Annotated in this window: 17 protein-coding genes; 14 read left to right on the top strand and 3 right to left on the bottom strand. The window is 55.7% G+C overall.

The annotated features are described in order from the left end of the window. Positions 1-3: 3 nt before the first annotated feature. Positions 4-1221, bottom strand: a complete 1218-nt coding sequence (locus FJ695_RS02840) for a CaiB/BaiF CoA-transferase family protein (RefSeq protein ID WP_141184030.1) — start codon at positions 1219-1221, stop codon at positions 4-6. A 201-nt stretch (positions 1222-1422) separates the two neighbouring features. Here FJ695_RS02840 and FJ695_RS02835 point away from each other — a divergent pair, with 201 nt between their 5' ends. The 6 genes from FJ695_RS02835 (at position 1423) to FJ695_RS02810 (ending at position 7626) form a co-directional block, all read left to right on the top strand. Next, entirely contained in the window at positions 1423-2193 is a 771-nt protein-coding gene (locus FJ695_RS02835) for an IclR family transcriptional regulator (RefSeq protein ID WP_141184029.1), read from the top strand. Between the two features lie 446 nt (positions 2194-2639). Beyond that, positions 2640-3677: a TRAP transporter substrate-binding protein DctP gene (gene dctP / locus FJ695_RS02830; protein ID WP_141184028.1), complete on the top strand. Its 1038-nt coding sequence runs from the start codon at positions 2640-2642 to the stop codon at positions 3675-3677. A gap of 133 nt (positions 3678-3810) precedes the next feature. After that, positions 3811-4410: a TRAP transporter small permease gene (locus tag FJ695_RS02825; protein ID WP_209010896.1), complete on the top strand. Its 600-nt coding sequence runs from the start codon at positions 3811-3813 to the stop codon at positions 4408-4410. Beyond that, positions 4407-5816, top strand: coding sequence for a TRAP transporter large permease (locus tag FJ695_RS02820; RefSeq protein WP_141184027.1), 1410 nt, complete (start codon positions 4407-4409; stop codon positions 5814-5816). Before FJ695_RS02825 ends, FJ695_RS02820 begins: the two co-directional genes overlap by 4 nt. Positions 5817-5836: 20 nt before the next feature. Beyond that, positions 5837-7096 carry an MFS transporter gene (locus FJ695_RS02815; protein WP_141184026.1) on the top strand — a complete coding sequence of 420 codons (1260 nt, stop codon included), beginning with the start codon at positions 5837-5839 and terminating at the stop codon, positions 7094-7096. Between the two features lie 32 nt (positions 7097-7128). Beyond that, positions 7129-7626, top strand: a complete 498-nt coding sequence (locus tag FJ695_RS02810; protein WP_209010895.1) for a MaoC family dehydratase — start codon at positions 7129-7131, stop codon at positions 7624-7626. 9 nt (positions 7627-7635) lie between these two features. Here the strand turns inward: FJ695_RS02810 and FJ695_RS02805 are convergent, their stop codons facing one another. After that, positions 7636-8463 carry an ABC transporter ATP-binding protein gene (locus FJ695_RS02805; protein WP_168206242.1) on the bottom strand — a complete coding sequence of 276 codons (828 nt, stop codon included), beginning with the start codon at positions 8461-8463 and terminating at the stop codon, positions 7636-7638. 391 nt (positions 8464-8854) lie between these two features. Between FJ695_RS02805 and FJ695_RS02800 the strand changes: the two genes are divergently transcribed. The 7 genes from FJ695_RS02800 to FJ695_RS02770 are packed head-to-tail and all read left to right on the top strand — an operon-like array spanning position 8855 to position 16385. After that, complete coding sequence (locus FJ695_RS02800) at positions 8855-10234, top strand: V-type ATP synthase subunit B (RefSeq protein ID WP_141184025.1); 1380 nt, start codon at positions 8855-8857, stop codon at positions 10232-10234. After that, positions 10234-10857, top strand: coding sequence for a V-type ATP synthase subunit D (locus tag FJ695_RS02795; RefSeq protein ID WP_141184024.1), 624 nt, complete (start codon positions 10234-10236; stop codon positions 10855-10857). The genes FJ695_RS02800 and FJ695_RS02795 overlap by 1 nt, the downstream gene beginning before the upstream one ends. Continuing rightward, on the top strand, positions 10854-12647 hold the full coding sequence (locus tag FJ695_RS02790; RefSeq protein ID WP_141184023.1) for a V-type ATP synthase subunit I: 1794 nt from the start codon (positions 10854-10856) through the stop codon (positions 12645-12647). Before FJ695_RS02795 ends, FJ695_RS02790 begins: the two co-directional genes overlap by 4 nt. After that, positions 12644-13093: an ATP synthase subunit C gene (locus FJ695_RS02785; protein WP_141184022.1), complete on the top strand. Its 450-nt coding sequence runs from the start codon at positions 12644-12646 to the stop codon at positions 13091-13093. Before FJ695_RS02790 ends, FJ695_RS02785 begins: the two co-directional genes overlap by 4 nt. 9 nt (positions 13094-13102) lie before the next feature. Continuing rightward, entirely contained in the window at positions 13103-13804 is a 702-nt protein-coding gene (locus FJ695_RS02780) for a hypothetical protein (protein ID WP_141184021.1), read from the top strand. Positions 13805-13806: 2 nt separating this feature from the next. Then, positions 13807-14553, top strand: a complete 747-nt coding sequence (locus tag FJ695_RS02775; protein WP_141184020.1) for a DUF2764 family protein — start codon at positions 13807-13809, stop codon at positions 14551-14553. Further along, entirely contained in the window at positions 14550-16385 is a 1836-nt protein-coding gene (locus tag FJ695_RS02770) for a V-type ATP synthase subunit A (RefSeq protein WP_141184019.1), read from the top strand. Before FJ695_RS02775 ends, FJ695_RS02770 begins: the two co-directional genes overlap by 4 nt. A gap of 32 nt (positions 16386-16417) precedes the next feature. Here FJ695_RS02770 and FJ695_RS02765 read toward each other — a convergent pair whose 3' ends face one another. Continuing rightward, positions 16418-17119, bottom strand: a complete 702-nt coding sequence (locus tag FJ695_RS02765; protein WP_141184018.1) for a nitroreductase family protein — start codon at positions 17117-17119, stop codon at positions 16418-16420. Between the two features lie 437 nt (positions 17120-17556). Between FJ695_RS02765 and FJ695_RS02760 the strand changes: the two genes are divergently transcribed. Beyond that, entirely contained in the window at positions 17557-18546 is a 990-nt protein-coding gene (locus tag FJ695_RS02760) for an ABC transporter substrate-binding protein (RefSeq protein WP_141184017.1), read from the top strand. Positions 18547-18667: the final 121 nt, after the last annotated feature.

Raw genomic sequence — 18667 nt, 5'->3', positions numbered from 1 at the left:
ACCTCAAGCAGGGATTGGTTCAAGCGCAGGCGCCGATGCGGCCCCCGACTGCAGCAGTTCGTAGATGGTGTCGTCGCTGAGCCCTGTTTCTTTCAGAACTTCAACGGTGTGTTCTCCAATAACGGGTGGTGGCTGGTGGTTTTCTGACGGGGTTTGTGACCAGGAGACCGGCACCTTGGTCCGCCGCATGCGGCCTTCGCTCGGATGGTCATAGGTTTCAAAAAAACCAACATCTTGAAGATGAGGATCCTCCAGAAGTGTTTCGAGTGAATGCATTGGCATTACTGGAATGTCGGCCTTATCGAGGAGGGCCAGCCACTCGGCGCTGGTTCGCATCTTGATGACGTCGCCAATGGCGCGGCACAAATCTTCAAAGTGCTCCTGCCGTCCAGCGAAACTGGAAAACCGGTTGTCTCCGGCAAGGCGCGTCGGGCGGTTTGTGACTTCCAGGAATTTGCTCCATTGGGCATCCGAATAGAGCAGCAGGCAGATGTAACCGTCTTTTGTGCGGAAGGGACGGCGGGCCTTGGAGGTCAGGCGGTGATAGCCGCCTTCATCAAGGGGAGGATCGAAAGACAGGCCACCGAGATGATCGCCGAGGACAAATTGCGCGACCGTCTCGAACATTGGAATGTCGATTTGCTGGCCTTCCCCTGTGCGTTCGCGGTGAACAAGGGCGGCGAGGATCGCGTTTGCGGCGGTCAATCCGAAAGCACGGTCTGCAATTGCATTGGGAAAATAGCGCGGCACACCACCGCTTGCTTTGGATTGTAAATAGGGCAGCCCGACTGCGCCTTGAATGAGGTCGTCATAAGCTGGTTTTCCGGCATACCGTCCGGTTTCGCCGAACCCGAGCAGGGCGGTGTAAATGATGTTCGGTTTGATGGCCTGAACGGTGTCATAGGAGAGGCCAAGGCGCATCATGGCTTTGGGACGGCTGTTGGTTACAAAAATATCGGCGGAGCGGATCAAGTCGATCAGAACCTCACGCCCGTCGACCGATTTCAGATCCAGGCACACTGACCGCTTGTTGTAGTTGGCGTTCATGTAAAGCGGGCCCATCGCCGTTGACCGCATTGGCCCGACCTGACGCAACAGATCTCCCTGAGGCGGTTCTATCTTGATGACGTCCGCACCGAAGTCACCCAGCATCTGGGTGGCAACCGGTCCGGCGAGCACTGCCGACATGTCGACGACACGTATGCCTTTCAAAGGGCCCATGTGAAAAACCTTGGCTTATGTCCACAAATATGAATAATAAGTCCATATATTGAAACAATGTCAAGCCGCTCATGCAAGATTGCTCGCGTTTCCTGTCAAAGCGGGATAGAAGAACGGAAAATGTGATGACGATTCCAACCGGCGATCCGGCTGCGCCTTACCGCACCGGAATCAAGGCCTCACAACAAAAGACTGTGCCCCATGGCCGTTAAGCAGATACAGAACGCTCTCGACCTGATCGAATATTTTGCCCGCCTCAAAAAACCGGCAAGCCTGGCGGAAATCCAGCATCACTTTGGCTGGCCGCGTTCGAGTGCCTACAATATTTTGAACACGCTGGTGGAACGCGGTTACATGTATGAGCCAGCGCGGCGCGGGGGATATTATCCAACACCGCGGCTGGCCAGCGTGTCGGAATCGATTGTGTCCGCGGATCCTTTGAATGAACGCTTGTCGGCGCTTTTGGAAAAACTGGCGGCTGAAACCGGTGAAACAGCCATTGTCGCCGCACCTGCGGGCCGATTTTCAGTCTATCTCGATGTGATCGAGTCCACATCGCCTATTCGCTATGCAGCTCATGTGGGTATGCGGATCCCGATCCATGCGGGCGCTTCCGGGCGGGCCTTGCTGTCGCTCTATACACCGACCGAGCGGGCTAATCTGCTGAGCAAGATCACCTTTGAGCCCTATGGTACAAATGCTTTGATGAATGCGGAAGATGTTGAAGCCGTTCTTGCCGCTTCCCAGAAACGCGGCTGGTATCAGAGTATTCGTGAATACAGCGCGGATCTTGCCGCGATTGCCATTCCGGTGGTGGCGGATGAACGCCGTTTTGCGATCGTCGTTGCCGGACCCCAGTTCCGTCTGGAAGACAAGTGCGCCGATGTAGCTGAAACAATGCAAAGGCTGACCGAAGAAGCCGGGATTATTGGCGCTTCTGCCACCATGGAGCAGCTTGCAGCAACGTCGTGATCTGAATTCAGGCGACCCCTTTTATCTGATTTTTCGAGACGGCGGCCACGGTTGTCCGGTCAAGATCTTGCCAATTGCTTCGGTCATTAGCTCACTGTGGCGATTGCGCCTCCGGATGACCGCTTTCATCAATACATCACCACTCAGAAACAATCTCTACTTGCCCTCCAGTAGGGAGAGGTTTCAGCGCAGCTATCTAATTGGAAATTAGCCTGCTTAACCGCGCTTCCGTTGGAGTGTCATGTGTCACAGCGTCAAGGAAATGTTGTGACCGCTGGACATATGTCTCGATATATGATCATTTAGTCCATAAATAAGAACAAAGTCGAATGTGAAGTCACCGGTTCTGGAGATCGAGCCAGCGGGATGATGAAGCGGACGGAGACGGAAAGGGCTTAGAGCCCGCGTGCCGGTAGACCGGCGGTCATCACTTGGGAGGAAGTAAAATGAAGCGTATCAAACACGCCGTGTGCAGCGCTGTCGCCGCAGGTTTATTGTCTGGATTGTTGGCGCAACCTGGTTTGGCGGCAAACGTTGAGGGACCCTCGGTTTTCTGGAAATTCTCCGTCTGGGGGAAATCCCGCGCTCTGACGGCGGGCCCTGAACATCTGGCCGCCCGGCTCGCGGAGGAAACTGACGGCAAGTTCCAGCTGAAGATCTTTTATGGAAACCAGCTCTCCAAGGCGAAAGAAAATCTAGATGGCATGAAGGTCAATGCCTTTGAAGCGGCGATCGTCTGCAACTTCTATCATCCGGCCAAGACACCAGCGCTGATGGTGATGAGCCTGCCGTTCCTGCCGATTAAGAATTTTGATACCTCGATTGCCGTTCGCGGGGCGCTCTACGATCATCCCGCCGTTGTCGCGGATCTGGAGCGCTGGAACGCGATCACCTACACTTCAACCCATCTGCCTCAATATGAGTTCATGGGGACCGGTGAACCGCCGCAGAAGCTGGATGACTGGAACGGTCTGCGTGTCCGTGCCGGTGGCGGTGTTGGCTTGGCAATGGAAAAACTAGGCGCAGTGCGCCAGTCCATGCCCGCAACCGAAGTTTATACGGCCCTGCAGCGGGGTATCGCGGATGCGGTTTCCTTCCCCTTCACCTACGCCCACGGCGCTTACAAGCTTCAGGAAGTGGCAAAATGGTTTACCGGCAATCTCCAACCGGGAACGGCGGATTGCCCGATCGTCTTGAACAAAACCGCCCACGAAAAATTGCCGCAGCAATATAAGGACCTTCTGCAGACCCTCCTGCCGGAAGTCGATAACGTTTACCGCACGGCCTATGGCAAAGCGGATGAAAAATATCTGCCGATCTTCCGCGAGGCGCTGACTGAAGTCACCTACGACGCGGCAACCCGGGAGGAATTCCAGAAGGTTGCCGGTGAGCCGATCTGGCGCCAGTGGGTGGCTGACAATCAGGAAAAATTTGACGCCCAAGGTGTGCTTGACACCGTTATGTCGGCTGGCAGCGGCAGCTGATTAGCTCGTAAGGCACCAGCAAAGCTGGTGCCTTTTTCAAACTGCAGTTCGTTTCTGATAAACACAGCCGACACTTTCAGGTCCGCTTCTAGCTGCGCCTCTATTTAAGAAAAATACGGAACTGACACCCGATATGACCGGACCACACGGCGACGGCGCCATTCTCTTCAATCTAAATCGCGGTTTGGGCGCCGTGGAAGATGCGCTCAACATCTTCGCCGCCTTGACGATCTTCGTTGTGATGCTGGTGACCACATGCCAAATCTTTTGCCGCCTTGCCGGTTATCCGATTCCTGGATTTCTGGAAGCTTCCGAACAAGCAATCGCAGTTTTTGCGTTTCTGGGCGTGGCCTACGCCCAGCGGTATGGCGCCCACATCCGGATGGACATGATCATTGGGGCAACTCATGGCCGGTTGCGCTGGCTTCTTGAGGCCATCGGAACACTGTTGGCCATGCTGCTGATTGCCGTTCTGATCCGCTACAGCTGGAACTTCTTTTATGACGCTTGGGAGGTCGGCGACACGACCTATGATTACGGTATTCCGACTTGGCCCTCTAAATTCCTGGTCCCCTTCGCTTTTTCCATTTGGTTTGTGCGCCTGACGTTGCAGCTCATTGGATTTCTCAGGCTGTTCCTTTGGCCAAAAGCGGATCCTGTGGCCGTACCGATCATCAAATCGGCGGCCGAACATGCCGAAGACGAAGCCTCCAGCGCGGGAGGCGGGAAATGAGCTTCTTTGAAACCCTGACCAGCGGGGCTCCTGCTGTTTTCTTTGGCATTGGCTACAGCAATCCGGCGCTCGTCGGGGTGATTTGCATGGGGCTTTTGCTGGTCTTTGTTGTAATGGGCGTCCGGGTGGTGTTCGCCGCCGGACTCGTTGGGTTGATTGGCCTTGTTGAACTCATTGGCTGGACCGCGGCAGCCGGCAGCATCGGCTCCATTCCCCATTCCAAGTCGGTCAGCTTTGTGCTGGGGCTCATTCCGGTTTTTATCTTGATTGGCTATCTGGCGTTTCACGCCGGGATGACCTCCCAGCTCTTTGCGGCGGCTAGGGCCTGGATCGGTTGGTTGCCGGGCGGCCTGGCCGTTGCCACCGTCTTTGCAACTGCTGGGTTTGCGGCGGTTTCCGGCGCTTCAGTGGCCACCACCGCAGTCTTTTCCCGGGTCGCCATCCCGGAAATGCTGAAAGAGGGTTACGACCGGAAGCTGGCCGCTGGTGTGGTGGCTGCGGGTGGCACCCTGGCCTCGCTGATCCCGCCATCAGCGATCCTGGTTATCTACGCTATCATCGTAGAAGAGTCAGTTGGGGCTCTGTTGCTCGCAGGGTTCCTACCCGGTCTCTTCTCGGCGGCGATCTATGCGGCGATCATTGTTTTATGGGCCAAATTCCGGCCCGAAGCCGGTCCACCCGTCCGCGGGATAAGCTGGTCGGAACGATTCCGGTCTTTGCCTGGTGTCCTGCCAATTGCCGCCGTTGTGGTGATCATTATCAGCGCGATCTACACCGGCTGGGCTGCGCCAACGGAGGCCGGTGCGCTGGGCGCGTTCATCGTGCTTGTCATGGCCTGGATCAACGGCATGCGCTGGCCAAGCCTCAAAGCCGCGCTGATGGAAACCTCCAAATTGGTGGTGATGATCTTCTCGTTGATCTGGGGCGTGTTGATCTTCGGCCGTTTTCTTGGCTTTTCCGGTCTTCCGGAAACCTTCGCCAACTGGATTTTGTCCTGGAATGCCGATCCCTATTTGATTCTTGCCGCTATTCTCATGGGCTATGTGGTGCTCGGCATGTTTATGGACGCAATCGGGCTTTTGCTCCTGACCTTGCCGGTTGTCTATCCTGCGGTGATCGCGCTGAATGGCGGTCCGGATGTGAGTGCTGCTGACAGCGCCTTTGGCATGACCGGAACCCAGGCCAGCATCTGGTTCGGCATCATCGTCGTGAAGATGGCCGAGGTTTGTCTGATCACGCCACCCATTGGGATCAATTGTTTTGTCGTCAACGGGGTACGGCCGGACATTGCCTTGTCCGACGTTTTCCGCGGTATTTTTCTGTTTTTCATTGCTGATGTTCTGACCATCGCGGGCCTGATTGCCTTCCCGCAGATCATCACGTGGCTGCCCAGCATGATGAACTGATCTGAGGAGACTGGATCTATATGTTACAGCGGTCAGTGCCGCACACACGTGAAATGACCAGAGCCGCCATCGCGGTTCTGGTTTTTTGCGCAGCGATGAATTTCTTTTCCCGGGGCGTCAGCGAGACGTTTGCAGTGTTTCTTCTGCCCGTGACGAGTGACCTCGGCTGGAGCCGCAGCACCTATGGCACGATCTATTTCGCCTACATGGCAACCATCGGCCTTTCCGCCCCTCTAATAGGCATGATCTTCGACCGGTTCGGTCCACGACCGGTCTATACCGCTGGCGTCTGTCTGTTCGGGGCAGGGTTTCTGCTGGCAAGTTTCATGGAGGCGCTTTGGCAGGCAATCCTAGGGCTCGGCATTATGACCGGGATCGGTATTTCGGCCACCGGCATGACGGTGGCCTCCGGCCTTGTCAGCCGCTGGTTTGAGCGCCGGATCACTCTCGCCAACGCGCTCGCCTACACCGGCATTCCAGCCGGCATGGTGGTCATTGTCCCGCTTACTCAAATCCTCATCGAAGCAACGGATTGGCGCACGGCCTATGGCGTCTTGGGATATGCAAGTCTTGCCATGGTTCCGGTGATCTGGCTGCTGCCCTGGCGGGCCATGGGAACAGGTGCCGATCATATCCAAAGCCGCAAGACACCCCGTAGTTTCGGTTTGAGTCCAGCTATTCTTCGCCATCCCGCATTCTGGGGCTTGTTTGCCACCTTGTTTTTGGCTTCAGTCACGGTTTGGTCTGTGATGCTTCAGGCCGTTGCCTATTTTGTTGCCGTGGGCTTTAGCCCGATTGTGGCTGCCTCAGCCTATGGGGCTGTGGGGGCGATGTCGGTGGTCGGGCTGGTCAGTTTTGGCTGGGCCAGCGACCGGTTCGGCCAGCGAAATTCGGTGACCGTCGGCTACATCTTGTCTGCGCTGGGCGTTGCCATGTTGTGGCATCTTCAGGAAGAACGCAGCCTCGTTACCCTAGTTGGGTTCGTTGTGGTCTTCGGTGCGGCGATGGGCTCTCGTGGTCCGGCAGTATCTGCTCTGGTTGCAAGGCTTTATCCAGAAAATGTCGCTGCCATTTATGGCGCCACCACCATTGGTCTTGGTCTCGGAGGCGCCTTCGGCGGCTGGCTCTCTGGTGTGCTTTACGATCATACAGGTGATTACGGAGCAGGGTTTGCACTCTCCATCGCTACCTCTCTTATCGGCATCACGCTGTTCTGGTGCATCAAACCCTTGTCAGTAGGGCGCTGGACAGAGCGGGACCAGATTGGTGAAACACAATGAATTCAAAGCAAAAAGATTGGAAGGAACATGCCATGGCAGCTCAAATGACGGGCTCGGACTGGACACCGGCGGACCATCGGCCAGGACCGTCGCTCTATTTTGAAGATCTTGAGGTTGGCCGGCGTTATGCGCTGCCCTCAAGGACCCAGACTGATGCCCTGTTTGCAGCTTTTCAACTCGCGTCAGGCGATAATGACCCGATCCACTATGACCGGCCATATTGCCAATCGATTGGCCACAAAGACATGCTCGCGCATGGCATGCAGGTTTTGATCCAGTCGGCTGCGGGTGCCGGGACCTTTCCAGAAGAAGTCGCCGATGCCCTCATTGGATTTATTGGGCTGGAGTGCAAGTTCTTAAAACCTGTCTATGTGGATGACACGCTTTATTCGGATCTGGTGATTTCCGACCTGATTGAACAAAACACCACCGGTGTTGTCGTCATGGCCGCGACCGTGCGCAATCAGGAGGGGGTAACAGTGCTTTCCGGCGAACACCGCTATTTGCTGCGCAAACGACCGGTTGCCTAAACGGCAACGTTAGGTTTCGGACGCAGTCATTGCGCTGTGCAGTGTTTCGGAGATCTCCCGGCAAAACCCGGCATAGGCCGTTGAAGTCCGAAACGCTTCATCGCGTGGGTAGGGCGCGTGGATGTTGAGGTCACTAAAAATCCGGCCGGGCCGGGCTGCCATGACGACGATCCGGTTGGAGAGATAGACGGATTCAAACACTGAATGCGTCACGAACACAACGGTCAGGCCAAAGGACTGCCAAAGCTCTAAAAGATCATTGTTGAGCTTGAAACGGGTGATTTCATCCAGCGCGGCAAAGGGTTCGTCCATCAAGAGAATTTTGGGTTTGGTCACCAGCGCCCGGGCGATGGAAACGCGCATCTTCATGCCGCCGGAGAGTTCCCTTGGATAGCTGTCGGCCGCTTCCGCAAGGCCCACCATCTTCAAAGCGTCCATAACATCACCGCGCGCTGCCTTTTTTGAAAGTCCCTTGAGGCGCAGCGGCAAATAGACATTACCGAAGACCGTCGACCAGGGCATCAGGGTGGGTTCTTGAAACACAAAACTCAGCTCGTGATCGGTTTCTTGTGGTGCTTCAAGCGGCCAGGTCACTTTTCCCGACGAGGGGGCTGTAAGCCCGGTGATGATCCTCAAAGCGGTAGATTTCCCGCATCCGGATGGACCGAGCAGAGATACAAATTCTCCCTTGCAGATATCGAGTGAGAAATCGTTCAAGGCCGTGGTGCCATTCTCAAAAGACTTGGAAATCTCTTTTAAAGACACGATGGGAGCCGGCCGGTCCGCCATCACCTGAAAACTATTTGCCGCTGCGCTGTGTGGAGTGCCCGTGTCCATAGGAAGGTTATTGCCCGGTTGGTGTCAGCCTGAATGGATCTATAGGTCCTCTTTAAATCATCTCTGCTGCCGCTGTTAGAAAAATCGCGTTCATCGCTTTGCTTAGCTGGGACGGTTTCGCCAGCTTGTGGCCAGGCGCTAAAGCGGCCAGCAGTCTGGCCAACATCCCGTTTTTCAAAAAACAGAACGCGGTTTGATCAGTGTCATACCAGCGTAACGGACGCTGCTCTTAACTGAGATGAAGTTGAAACATCATTTGATCGATCCCCACCCCAACTTTCGCGGGTTGAAACTCGCTATAGATAATTAACCTTGCGAAAAGTGCCGTGCGTGGTTCAGATTATGTTTAACAGCTGGGATGTCCAGTTGGCCATAAAACGCGAGGGTACGCATGCTTGTCTCACATACCCGGATCGTTGACATCGTTGGAGATATCATCCGCATCAGGGTGTCCTCCACAAAAAGTGAGGCCGAAGGCCGCCCCTGCCTTGGTGACTTGGCTATTGTGGAAGCCGGTGATGGCACGACGTCCCTCGCCCAGGTCATCAATATCGACCAAGACATGGTGTCGTTGCAGGTGAATTCCGGAACGAAGGGATTGGCCAACAACGCGTCCGTCCGGTTTTTAGGGGAAGCAGCGAAGGTTACCTACTCCGACAATATTCTCGGCCGGGTTTTTGACGGTGCCGGGCATCCGATCGATCAGGGACCGGACCTGTCGACCGACCCGACGGTGCCGATTGGCGGGCCATCGGCCAATCCGATGAAGCGGGTGCTCGCGTCACGCATGATCCGCACCGATGTTCCGATGATTGACATCTTCAACTGTTTGGTGGAAAGCCAGAAGATCCCGATCTTTTCGGTCTCGGGAGAACCCTACAACGCGTTCCTGGCCCGCATTGGCATTCAGGCAGATGCAGACATCGTGGTCTTTGGTGGCTTGGGCCTGATCTTTGATGACTATGCGTTCTTCCGCAAACAGTTCGAGGATGCCGGCGTCTTTCCGCGCACAGTGATGTTCATCAACCAGGCGTCCGATCCGGTAGTCGAACGTTTGCAAGTTCCCGACATGGCGCTGGCCGTGGCTGAAAAGTTTGCGGTTGAAGAAGGTAAGCGGGTCCTGGTCCTATTGACTGACATGACCGCCTTTGCGGACGCCATGAAGGAAGTTTCCATCGCCATGGAACGGGTTCCCGCAAACCGCGGGTATCCAGGAGATCTCTATTCCCAGCTGGCGCGCCGGTATGAAAAAGCCTGCGATTTCAAGGGATCCGGCTCGGTGACTATCCTCACCGTCACCACAATGCCCGGTAACGATGTCACCCATCCAGTACCTGATAACACCGGTTACATCACCGAGGGTCAGTTTTATCTGCACAGCGGTGTGCTTGACCCGTTTGGTTCTCTGTCTCGCCTGAAACAACATGTCATCGGCAAGGTGACGCGTGAAGATCACAACCAGATCATGAACACCATGATCCGGTTTTATTCTGGCGCCAGGGACGCCGAACAAAAGCAGTCGATGGCGTTTGAACTCTCAGATTACGACCATCAGCTTCTGAAGTTCGGTGCGCTTTTCCGCGAACGGTTTATGGATATCGAGGTGTCCAAGCCACTCGAAGAAGCCCTGGATTTGTGTTGGCAGACGCTGGCTGAATGTTTCCTGCCCGAACAGCTTTTGATGAAGCAAGCCCTGATCGACAAGTATTACCCTGGAGAAAAAACCGTTCCGGCCACGTCAAAAAATGATGCGGATGGGGAGGCAGCCTGATGGCAAAGCTGGCGCTCAACAAATCGTCCCTGGCCAGGGAGAGCGCACATCTTTCTGAATACAAACGTTTTTTGCCGTCTCTTGAGCTGAAGCGTTTGCAGATCATGGCCGAGCGGGCGAAAGCCAAAGAAGCGGCTGTTCGGCTCGATCGGGAATACGACCGCCGCTTCGATGAAATCGCCAAGTCCCTGCCGATGCTCGCCAATACACAGGTTCCGGTCGAAGGCTTGGTGACCCTGAAGTCTGTGGAACGCGGCGAACAGAACCTCTCTGGAACCCGGCTTCCAACGCTCGAATCCATTGATGTTGAGGTGAAACCCTATTCGCGTCTGGCACGGCCGCATTGGGTCGATCCAGCCGTTAACGGCCTCAAAGAGTTGTTGCGGCTCAATTTGGAACGCGAAGTCGCGCGGGAACGGATCGCCAAGCTGATTGAAGCCGAGGCGGTGATATCGCGCCGGGTTAATCTGTTTGAAAAGGTGCTGATCCCGCAGGCAGAACAAAACATCAAAAAAATCCGGATGGCACTCGCCGATGCGGAACGCGATGCTGTGGTCCGGGCTAAAATCTCCAAACGCAAAACCGCAGCCCGCAGCGCGGTGGAGGGGATGGCCGACCTATGAGTATTGTCCCCCTCACCAAAGTCAGCCTTGTTGGTGTTCTGGAAGACAAGGATGAAGTTCTGGAAGCCACACAAGCTTTCGGTGCGCTTCATCTCATCCCGTTGAGCGATGCACAAAAGGAACTGGAGGCCGTTCCACCCGGAACAGGCCGGGAAGCGGTTGAAGCTTTGCGCTGGCTGGTGGATGCTCCCGTGCAGCGATTACAAGTCACGGATCCGGAAGGCTTCGATCTCAATGAGATTGTGACGCAATCGGTTCAAAACCGGCAGGCGATCAAGGCGTGCGAAGACCGGCTCGCGAAACTCAAAAAGAGAGTTCATGACGTCGAGCCGTGGGGGGAATTCAGTTTCAGCGACCTTGAGGAGCTGAAAGGCAACCGGCTCTGGTTCTATGTGGTTCCGACGGGAAAACTGCGTGACATAGACCTTAGCGATAAAACCCTGCAGATCGTGCACCGAGACGCTTATCGCGCTTATGTGGTGCTGCTGGCACGAGAAGAGCCGGATGCCAGCGCGATGCCTGTGCCGCGCATACACGTCGGCGCTGTTTCGTTGTCCACCCTCAAGCGCAAGCTCGAGGAAGCAGCAATCGAGCTGGAAGGCCTGCAGCTGCGCCGTCAGGTTTTGACCAAGTGGCGGTACCTTTTGGCACGCAATCTGGCATCTGCCCGCGATCAGGCTGCCCGCCGGCGCGCCGGTCTGGAAACTGGTGATATTGGCCGTGTGTTTGTCCTTCAGGCCTGGGCCCGTGAGAATCAGGTCCCTGAGATCGAAAATCTGGCTGTTGAATTGGGTGTGGCTGCTGTTTTTGACGAAGTTTCCGAAGACGATAAACCGCCAACCCTTTTGGAAAATAGACCCGGTCTTGCAGCCGGTGAGGATCTGGTCGAGTTCTACCAGACGCCCGGGTACCGGGATTGGGATCCGTCGGTCATCGTCTATATCTCCTTTGTGATCTTCTTCGGAATGATCATGACCGATGCCGGTTACGGTCTGTTGTTGCTCGCTGTCTTGTACCTTTACCGAAAACGGTTTGAAGGATCTGCCCAAAGCCGGCGTTTGCTGCGCATGTCCATGTGGCTGATGGCATCTGTCACAGCTTTTGGTGTGGCAACAGGCAGTTATTTCGGGCTGGTTCCTCCGGAAGGCACCTTTCTCGCCAAGCTGAAATTCATGAACCTCAAAGACGTCGACACGATGATGAAACTGACGTTGACCATTGGCGTGGTTCACATCGTGCTGGCCAATGTGATGCGCAGTTTCAATGAAGCGGGTATGGCGGGACGTATGCAGCCGCTCGGCTGGTGCCTTGTGGCGCTGGGCGGGCTAGCGACATTCCTAGGTCAGGGAACAGTTTTTGCCACTCTTGGCCCGGGAGCCGTCATTTTAGGACTTTTGACCGTCGGATTCTTCGGCAGCGATCGCAAAGTGGATTCGCTGTCTTCCGGCGGGTTGCGCGTGTTTGACGGATTGGCGTCCCTCTTCCGGGTCGTCAACATCTTCTCCGATGTCCTCAGCTACATGCGTCTGTTCGCCCTCGGGCTGGCTGCCGCTTCTTTGGCTGAAACCATCAACAATCTGTCCAGCCAACTGAATGACTCGGTTCCGGGCATTGGCCTGCTGATTGCCATTTTTGTGCTGGTGATCGGCCACGCCATCAACATCGGACTTGGTTTAATCGCAGGCTGTGTCCATGGCCTGCGCCTGAATGTCATTGAATTTTTCAATTGGGGTTTGAAAGACGAGGGCACACCCTTCCGTCCATTCAAAAAAGAGGAGACACGCCTGTGAACGAATTCGTTGTGGCGCTCGGTTGGTTTGGGCTTTATGCGCCGGTGGCTCTGGGTGCGATCGGCAGTGCCTGGGGCTGCGCCCTTGGCGGCAGCGCGGCGATCGGAGCGATGCTCGACAGCGATGGCGGCTATGGCCGGTTCATCGGTGTCTCCTTGATGCCGTCATCCCAGGTGATCTACGGCATCGTGATCATGTTCTCGCTTCAGGCGGCAACTGTTGATGCGGCCAATGGCGCCGCCATGTTCGGCATTGGTGTCCTATCGGGCTTCACCATGCTGTTCACCGGCATCCGTCAAGGAGAAGTGCTGGCGTCGGCGATCCACGCGTCCAAGGCCAAGCCGGAAATCTTCGGTATTTCCTTGGCGCCTGCGGCCGTTCTGGAAGGCTTTTCCGTGTTTGCGCTGGTTTTTGCCCTGGTGCTCGCCGGCTCAATGCCGAGTTAGGAGGCGGATATGGCAGACACAAAACCCGCCGGGGATCTGGAAACCGCTGCTGGTGCTGGCGTCCAGGCGCTCATCGACAGGTTAAAAACCGAAGGCGTTGCTGCCGGCCAGTCCGAAGCGGACACCATTCTTGAAAAGGCTAAGGCAAAAGCCGAAGCGCTGATTGTCGACGCAGAGAAAAAAGCCAATGCGCTGTTGACAACTGCCCGTGCTGAGGCCGCGCAGGAAAAAGCAGCGACCGAAGACGGTTTGAAAGTGGCTGCGCGCGATCTCGTTTTGAACATGCGCAATGAACTTGGCGAACGGATCCAGCAGGAAGCTAAACGGCTGGTCGCAACGACGCTTGCCGATGAAGCTTTTTTGCAAAAGCTCATCCTGGCCATGGCGGCGAACGCCAAAGAAAGTGCGTCTGTTGAAGACACCGAGCCGATGGAAATTGTGCTTCCGGAAAAAGTGGTGACCTTTGAGGAACTCAAACAGTCTCCTGAAGCGGTGGAACCTGGAACCTTGACGCATTTTGTCATAGCGCTCGCCGGAGACGTCTTGAGGGACGGCGTGACGTTTTCGTCCGCACCCGGATTTGATGGCATAAAAATCAAACTGACCGGCCGGGATGTCTCGATCGATCTGACAGAAGAAGCGGTGGCAATCCTTTTGAAACGGCATCTGCAGCCGCGCCTGAGAGCCATTATGGAAGGGGTGTTGCGCTAAGCATGTCCAATCCACACCAGTATATTGCCCTGGTGGCCAGCTTGCCGCATCTGGGCAAGCTCTTTTCGCGCAAAGACGTGCCGATATCCCAATACCGGTTGCGCCAACGCCTTGCCATGCTGACGCCCGATCACGGTGAGCTGATCAAAGATGTTGTCGAGGTGACAGCCTGGGCTGGTGTAGCCAAATATGACGACGATGCGGATGTGATCAAACGCGCAAAAGAGGTGGTAGGCGAGCTGAAGGAGTATCCGGACCTGCAGCATCTCGTCCAAAGCCGCATGGAAACGCGCACGTTGATTGCCGCCCTGCGCCGCCGCCGGGAGGGTCAGGACACTGCCGGCAATATCGAGGCATGGGGATACGGCCGCTGGTGCGGTGCGATCAAGTCCAATTGGACCGATCCAGCCTTTGGTCTTGGGCATTTCATGCCCTGGATTGGCGAAGCGCACCGGTTGATGCAGGCGGAAGATCACATCGCCATGGAACGTCTGGTTCTAACCGAAGTTTTCCGGCAACTCGCCCATTATGAGACCGTGCATGAGTTCGATTTTGAAGCGGTCTGTATCTACGTCCTGCGCTGGGTGATCGTGCAGCGCTGGTCTGAATACAATGCAAGTGACGCCCGGGACCGGCTCGAGAAACTTGTAGCTGCTGCGCTATCTCCAGAAACCGGCGAAACATCAGATGCCGTTGCAGACGGTATTTTCACAGAGATCTCTTCATCCCTTGAGGGAGTTCCTTCATGACCAGCCATGTACAGCTTCCCGAGCCAACCGCGGAAATCATCGCCGTTCAGGACGACCTTGTGACGCTGGCACCGATCGGGGATGCACCGCTCATCAAGAATGAGGTGGTCTACATCATCCCGCATGGGCCGGAGCGGGAAGGCAAAGCGCGGGAATATCTGAAGGCTGAAGTTCTGCGCGTGCGCGGCAAATCTGCCGAAGCGCAGGTGTTTGAAAATACCGCCGGTGTCCGGATCGGCGACAAGGTCATCCAAAGTGGTGACATGTTGTCCGTCGCTTTGGGGCCTGGTCTATTGAGCACCGTTTTCGATGGGCTTCAGAACCCGCTCGCCGATATCGCAGCGGAACATGGGTTTTTCCTGCCGCGTGGGGTTTTGACCACCGCGCTCGACCAGACCCGGAAATGGGCGTTTGAACCGAAAGTGAAATCCGGCGACGCAGTCAAGGCGGGCGACACGTTGGGTCTGGTGCCGGAAGGCCGCTTTGAGCACAAAATTATGGTGCCGTTTGGCCTCAAAGGTGACTGGTCTGTAGAGCGGATCCGCGAGGGCACCTTCACCATTGATGAGGTGGTTGTCACTTTGAAAGACGACCGGGGCCAAACCCGGGATCTCACCATGGTGCAGCATTGGCCGGTGCGCCGGGCGATCCCGGAAGGCCTGGTGAAGGCCGGTCGGAGCGAGCGGCTTTATCCGAGCGAACCGCTGATCACCACCTTGCGCCTCATTGATACCTTCTTCCCGATTGCCCGCGGCGGCATGGGCTGTATCCCTGGCCCCTTCGGCGCAGGCAAAACCGTGCTGCAATCTCTGATTTCCAGGTTCTCGGCGGTCAATATCGTGATCGTGGTCGCCTGCGGGGAACGGGCCGGGGAGGTGGTGGAAACCATCACCGAATTCCCGGATCAGCCGGACCCGTCCGGCGACGGGACGCTGATGGACCGGACGGTGATCATCTGCAACACCTCCTCCATGCCGGTCGCGGCCCGCGAAGCGTCGATCTACACCGGGATCACCCTTGGCGAATACTACCGGCAGATGGGCTATGACGTGCTTTTGATTGCCGACAGTACCTCGCGCTGGGCACAGGCGATGCGCGAAACCTCCGGCCGTCTGGAGGAAATCCCGGGTGAAGAAGCGTTCCCTGCTTATCTCGATTCCGCGATCAAGGGGATCTATGAGCGCGCCGGTGTGCTTAAGACCGTGACCGGGGACACCGGCAGTCTGACAATGATCGGAACCGTGTCTCCCGCGGGCGGAAACTTCGAAGAACCGGTCACCCAGTCGACTCTCGGTACGGTCAAAACATTCCTCGGCCTCTCATCTGAACGCGCCTACAAACGCTTTTACCCTGCCGTTGACCCGCTTCTGTCCTGGTCCCGCTATCACACCCAGCTTGGCGACTGGTACGATAAAAACATCGGTCCGGATTGGGTGCCGCGTGTTGAGGAGATGATTGAGCTGTTGTCGAGAGGCGACGAAATCACCCGAATGATGCAGGTAACGGGTGAAGAAGGTGTCTCGACCGAAGACTTCGTCCTTCAGCAAAAGGCCTTGTTCCTGGATATGGTCTATCTACAGCAGGATGCGTTTGACGACGTTGACGTCTCTGCGCCGCTTGCCCGCCAGCAGGAGACGTTTGACCTGGTCTACCGGATTGCTCGTACGGATTTTGATTTTACGGACAAAGATGCGGCCCGGCAATTCTTCACCGAGCAGACGTCGCTCTTCAAAAACCTCAATTATGCAGCAGATGGCAGCCAGGAGCGGCAGCACCTGATCAAGAAGATCGAGGCTGGAGTTCAAGCCGCTCCACAGAGCCTGAAAGCTTGATATTGGCGAATTGGGCTGGACGTTTGTCCAGTCTAATCCTCTACATCAAACACGCTTAAAATCTCGCCGAGCGGTTTTTTGATTTTCGCTGCGGCTGGAACTGTGGCGTCTTCCGCCGGATGACCGACGGCCAGGATCATGACCGGTTTTTCAGCTTCCGGCCGGTCGAGAATGTCATTTAAAAACTTCATCGGGTTGGGCGTGTGGGTAAGTGTGCTGAGCCCTGCATGGTGCAAAGCCGTGATCAGGACACCGGTCGCAATACCAACGCTTTCCGGTACATAGTAGTGTTTGTAGCGGCTGCCATCGTCGTATGTGCCCCATCGTTGGGCAAAAATCACAATCAACCACGGCGCAATTTCCAGATGCGGTTTGTCGGCATTGGTTCCTATGGGTTCCAGAGCCTTGATCCAGGCATCACCCGCGCCGCCGTCATAAAACTTGCGCTCTTCTTCTTCGGCCGCTTCTCTGATTTTTCGCTTTAGAACGGGATTGCGGATCGCCACAAAATGCCATGGCTGTTGATTGGCGCCGCTCGGGGCAGTCCCAGCTGCCCGGACGCAGGTTTCGATGACAGTGCGATCGACGGGCCGGTCAGAAAACTGGCGGATGGTGTGGCGGGCGCGGACGTCTTCGTAAAAAGCCTCTGCGCGGGAATGCATGTCCTCGTCCGAATAGTCGCGTCGGTCCGGCATTGGGAGCGCTTGATAGGCAAGTGACGATTTGTCGATCATGGAAATTGCTTGCTCGTGAATATGAAAGTCCGTCAGGATGGGAAGGTCAGCAGTCAGAAAGCCGCAGCCGATTTTTTAAGCGGTAAGACTCATATGGCAAATAGTGCAGGATTTTTGGCCATGATGGCAATCCATGATTGAACAGCGGGGCGGGAGTTGACCCAAATTGGGCCGTTTCTTCAGTTTGGAGGGTGAAAATACCTCTTGATTAAAAAATAGCCTTGACCAGAGAGCCAGCAGCTTTCTAGATTTTCTTGACCAAATGGTCAGACTGGTCGCGAAGAAGGCAAAAAGCCCATGCAGCCCGTCCAGATCATATTGCGGGGAATGTGCAAGAGTGTGAGGGAGATGCTCATTCCTATGTTCCCGGCAAGGTTTGAATTCCAGAGAAGGGCGAGACCGATCACGGTTTGCCCGTAACCAATAGGGGAATGGCAATGAAGGCACTCAAAAGTCTGGCACTGGCCACCGTCCTTGGCGCCGGTCTGTGCGCAAGCGCGGCACAGGCAGCCGACGAACTGACGCTTCAGCTGAAGTGGGTCACACAAGGACAGTTTGCGGGCTACTATGTGGCCAAAGACAAAGGTTTTTATGACGAAGAAAACCTTGATGTCACCATCAAACCGGGCGGCCCGGACATCGCTCCGCCGCAGGTGATCGCCGGTGGCGGTGCTGATGTGATCATCGACTGGATGCCGTCCGCTTTGGCATCGCGCGAAAAAGGTGTTCCGCTCGTCAACATCGCTCAGCCGTTCAAGAAGTCCGGTATGATGCTGACTTGCCGCAAAGAAACCGGCATTGCAATCCCGCCGGATCTGAAGGGCAAGACCCTTGGTGTCTGGTTCTTCGGCAATGAATATCCGTTCCTGTCCTGGATGAGCCAGCTCGGTCTTTCGACTGATGGCGGTGACAACGGGGTCACAGTTCTCAAGCAGGGCTTCAACGTGGATCCGCTGCTGCAGAAACAGGCAGATTGCATTTCCACGATGACCTACAATGAGTATTGGCAGGTCATTGATGCAGGCATTCCGGAAGATGAACTTGTCGTCTTCAAATACGAAGACCAGGGCGTAGCAACACTGGAAGACGGCCTTTATGTGCTGGAAGACAGCCTGAAGGACGACGCCATGGTTGACAAGCTGGCACGGTTTGTCCGCGCTTCCATGAAGGGCTGGGCATATGCTGCCGAGAACCCGGAAGAAGCCGCGGATATCGTTCTGGAAAACGATGCGACCGGTGCACAGACAGAAAAACACCAGATCCGGATGGTCGGTGAGATCGTCAAGCTGGTTGACGGCTCTGACGGCAAGTTGGACATGAAAGCCTATGACCGGACTGTTCAGTCTTTGCTGAAGGGCGGGTCTACACCGGTGATTACCAAGTTGCCCGAAGGCGCAACCTCTACAGCGATTACTGACAAGCTTTAATACCAGGGCTGCGTCCCCAATAAATTTACTATGCCGGAGTGGACATCCACTCCGGTTTTTTTGTGTGCCACTACACGTATTGAGAGAAAATTAGAGATTTGTTTCTATAAATTGCTACGCA

This window comes from Labrenzia sp. PHM005, assembly GCF_006517275.1.
Lineage (GTDB): Bacteria > Pseudomonadota > Alphaproteobacteria > Rhizobiales > Stappiaceae > Roseibium.
Note: the sequence above shows the minus strand (reverse complement) of the source record. Positions and strands in the feature narration are given on the sequence as shown.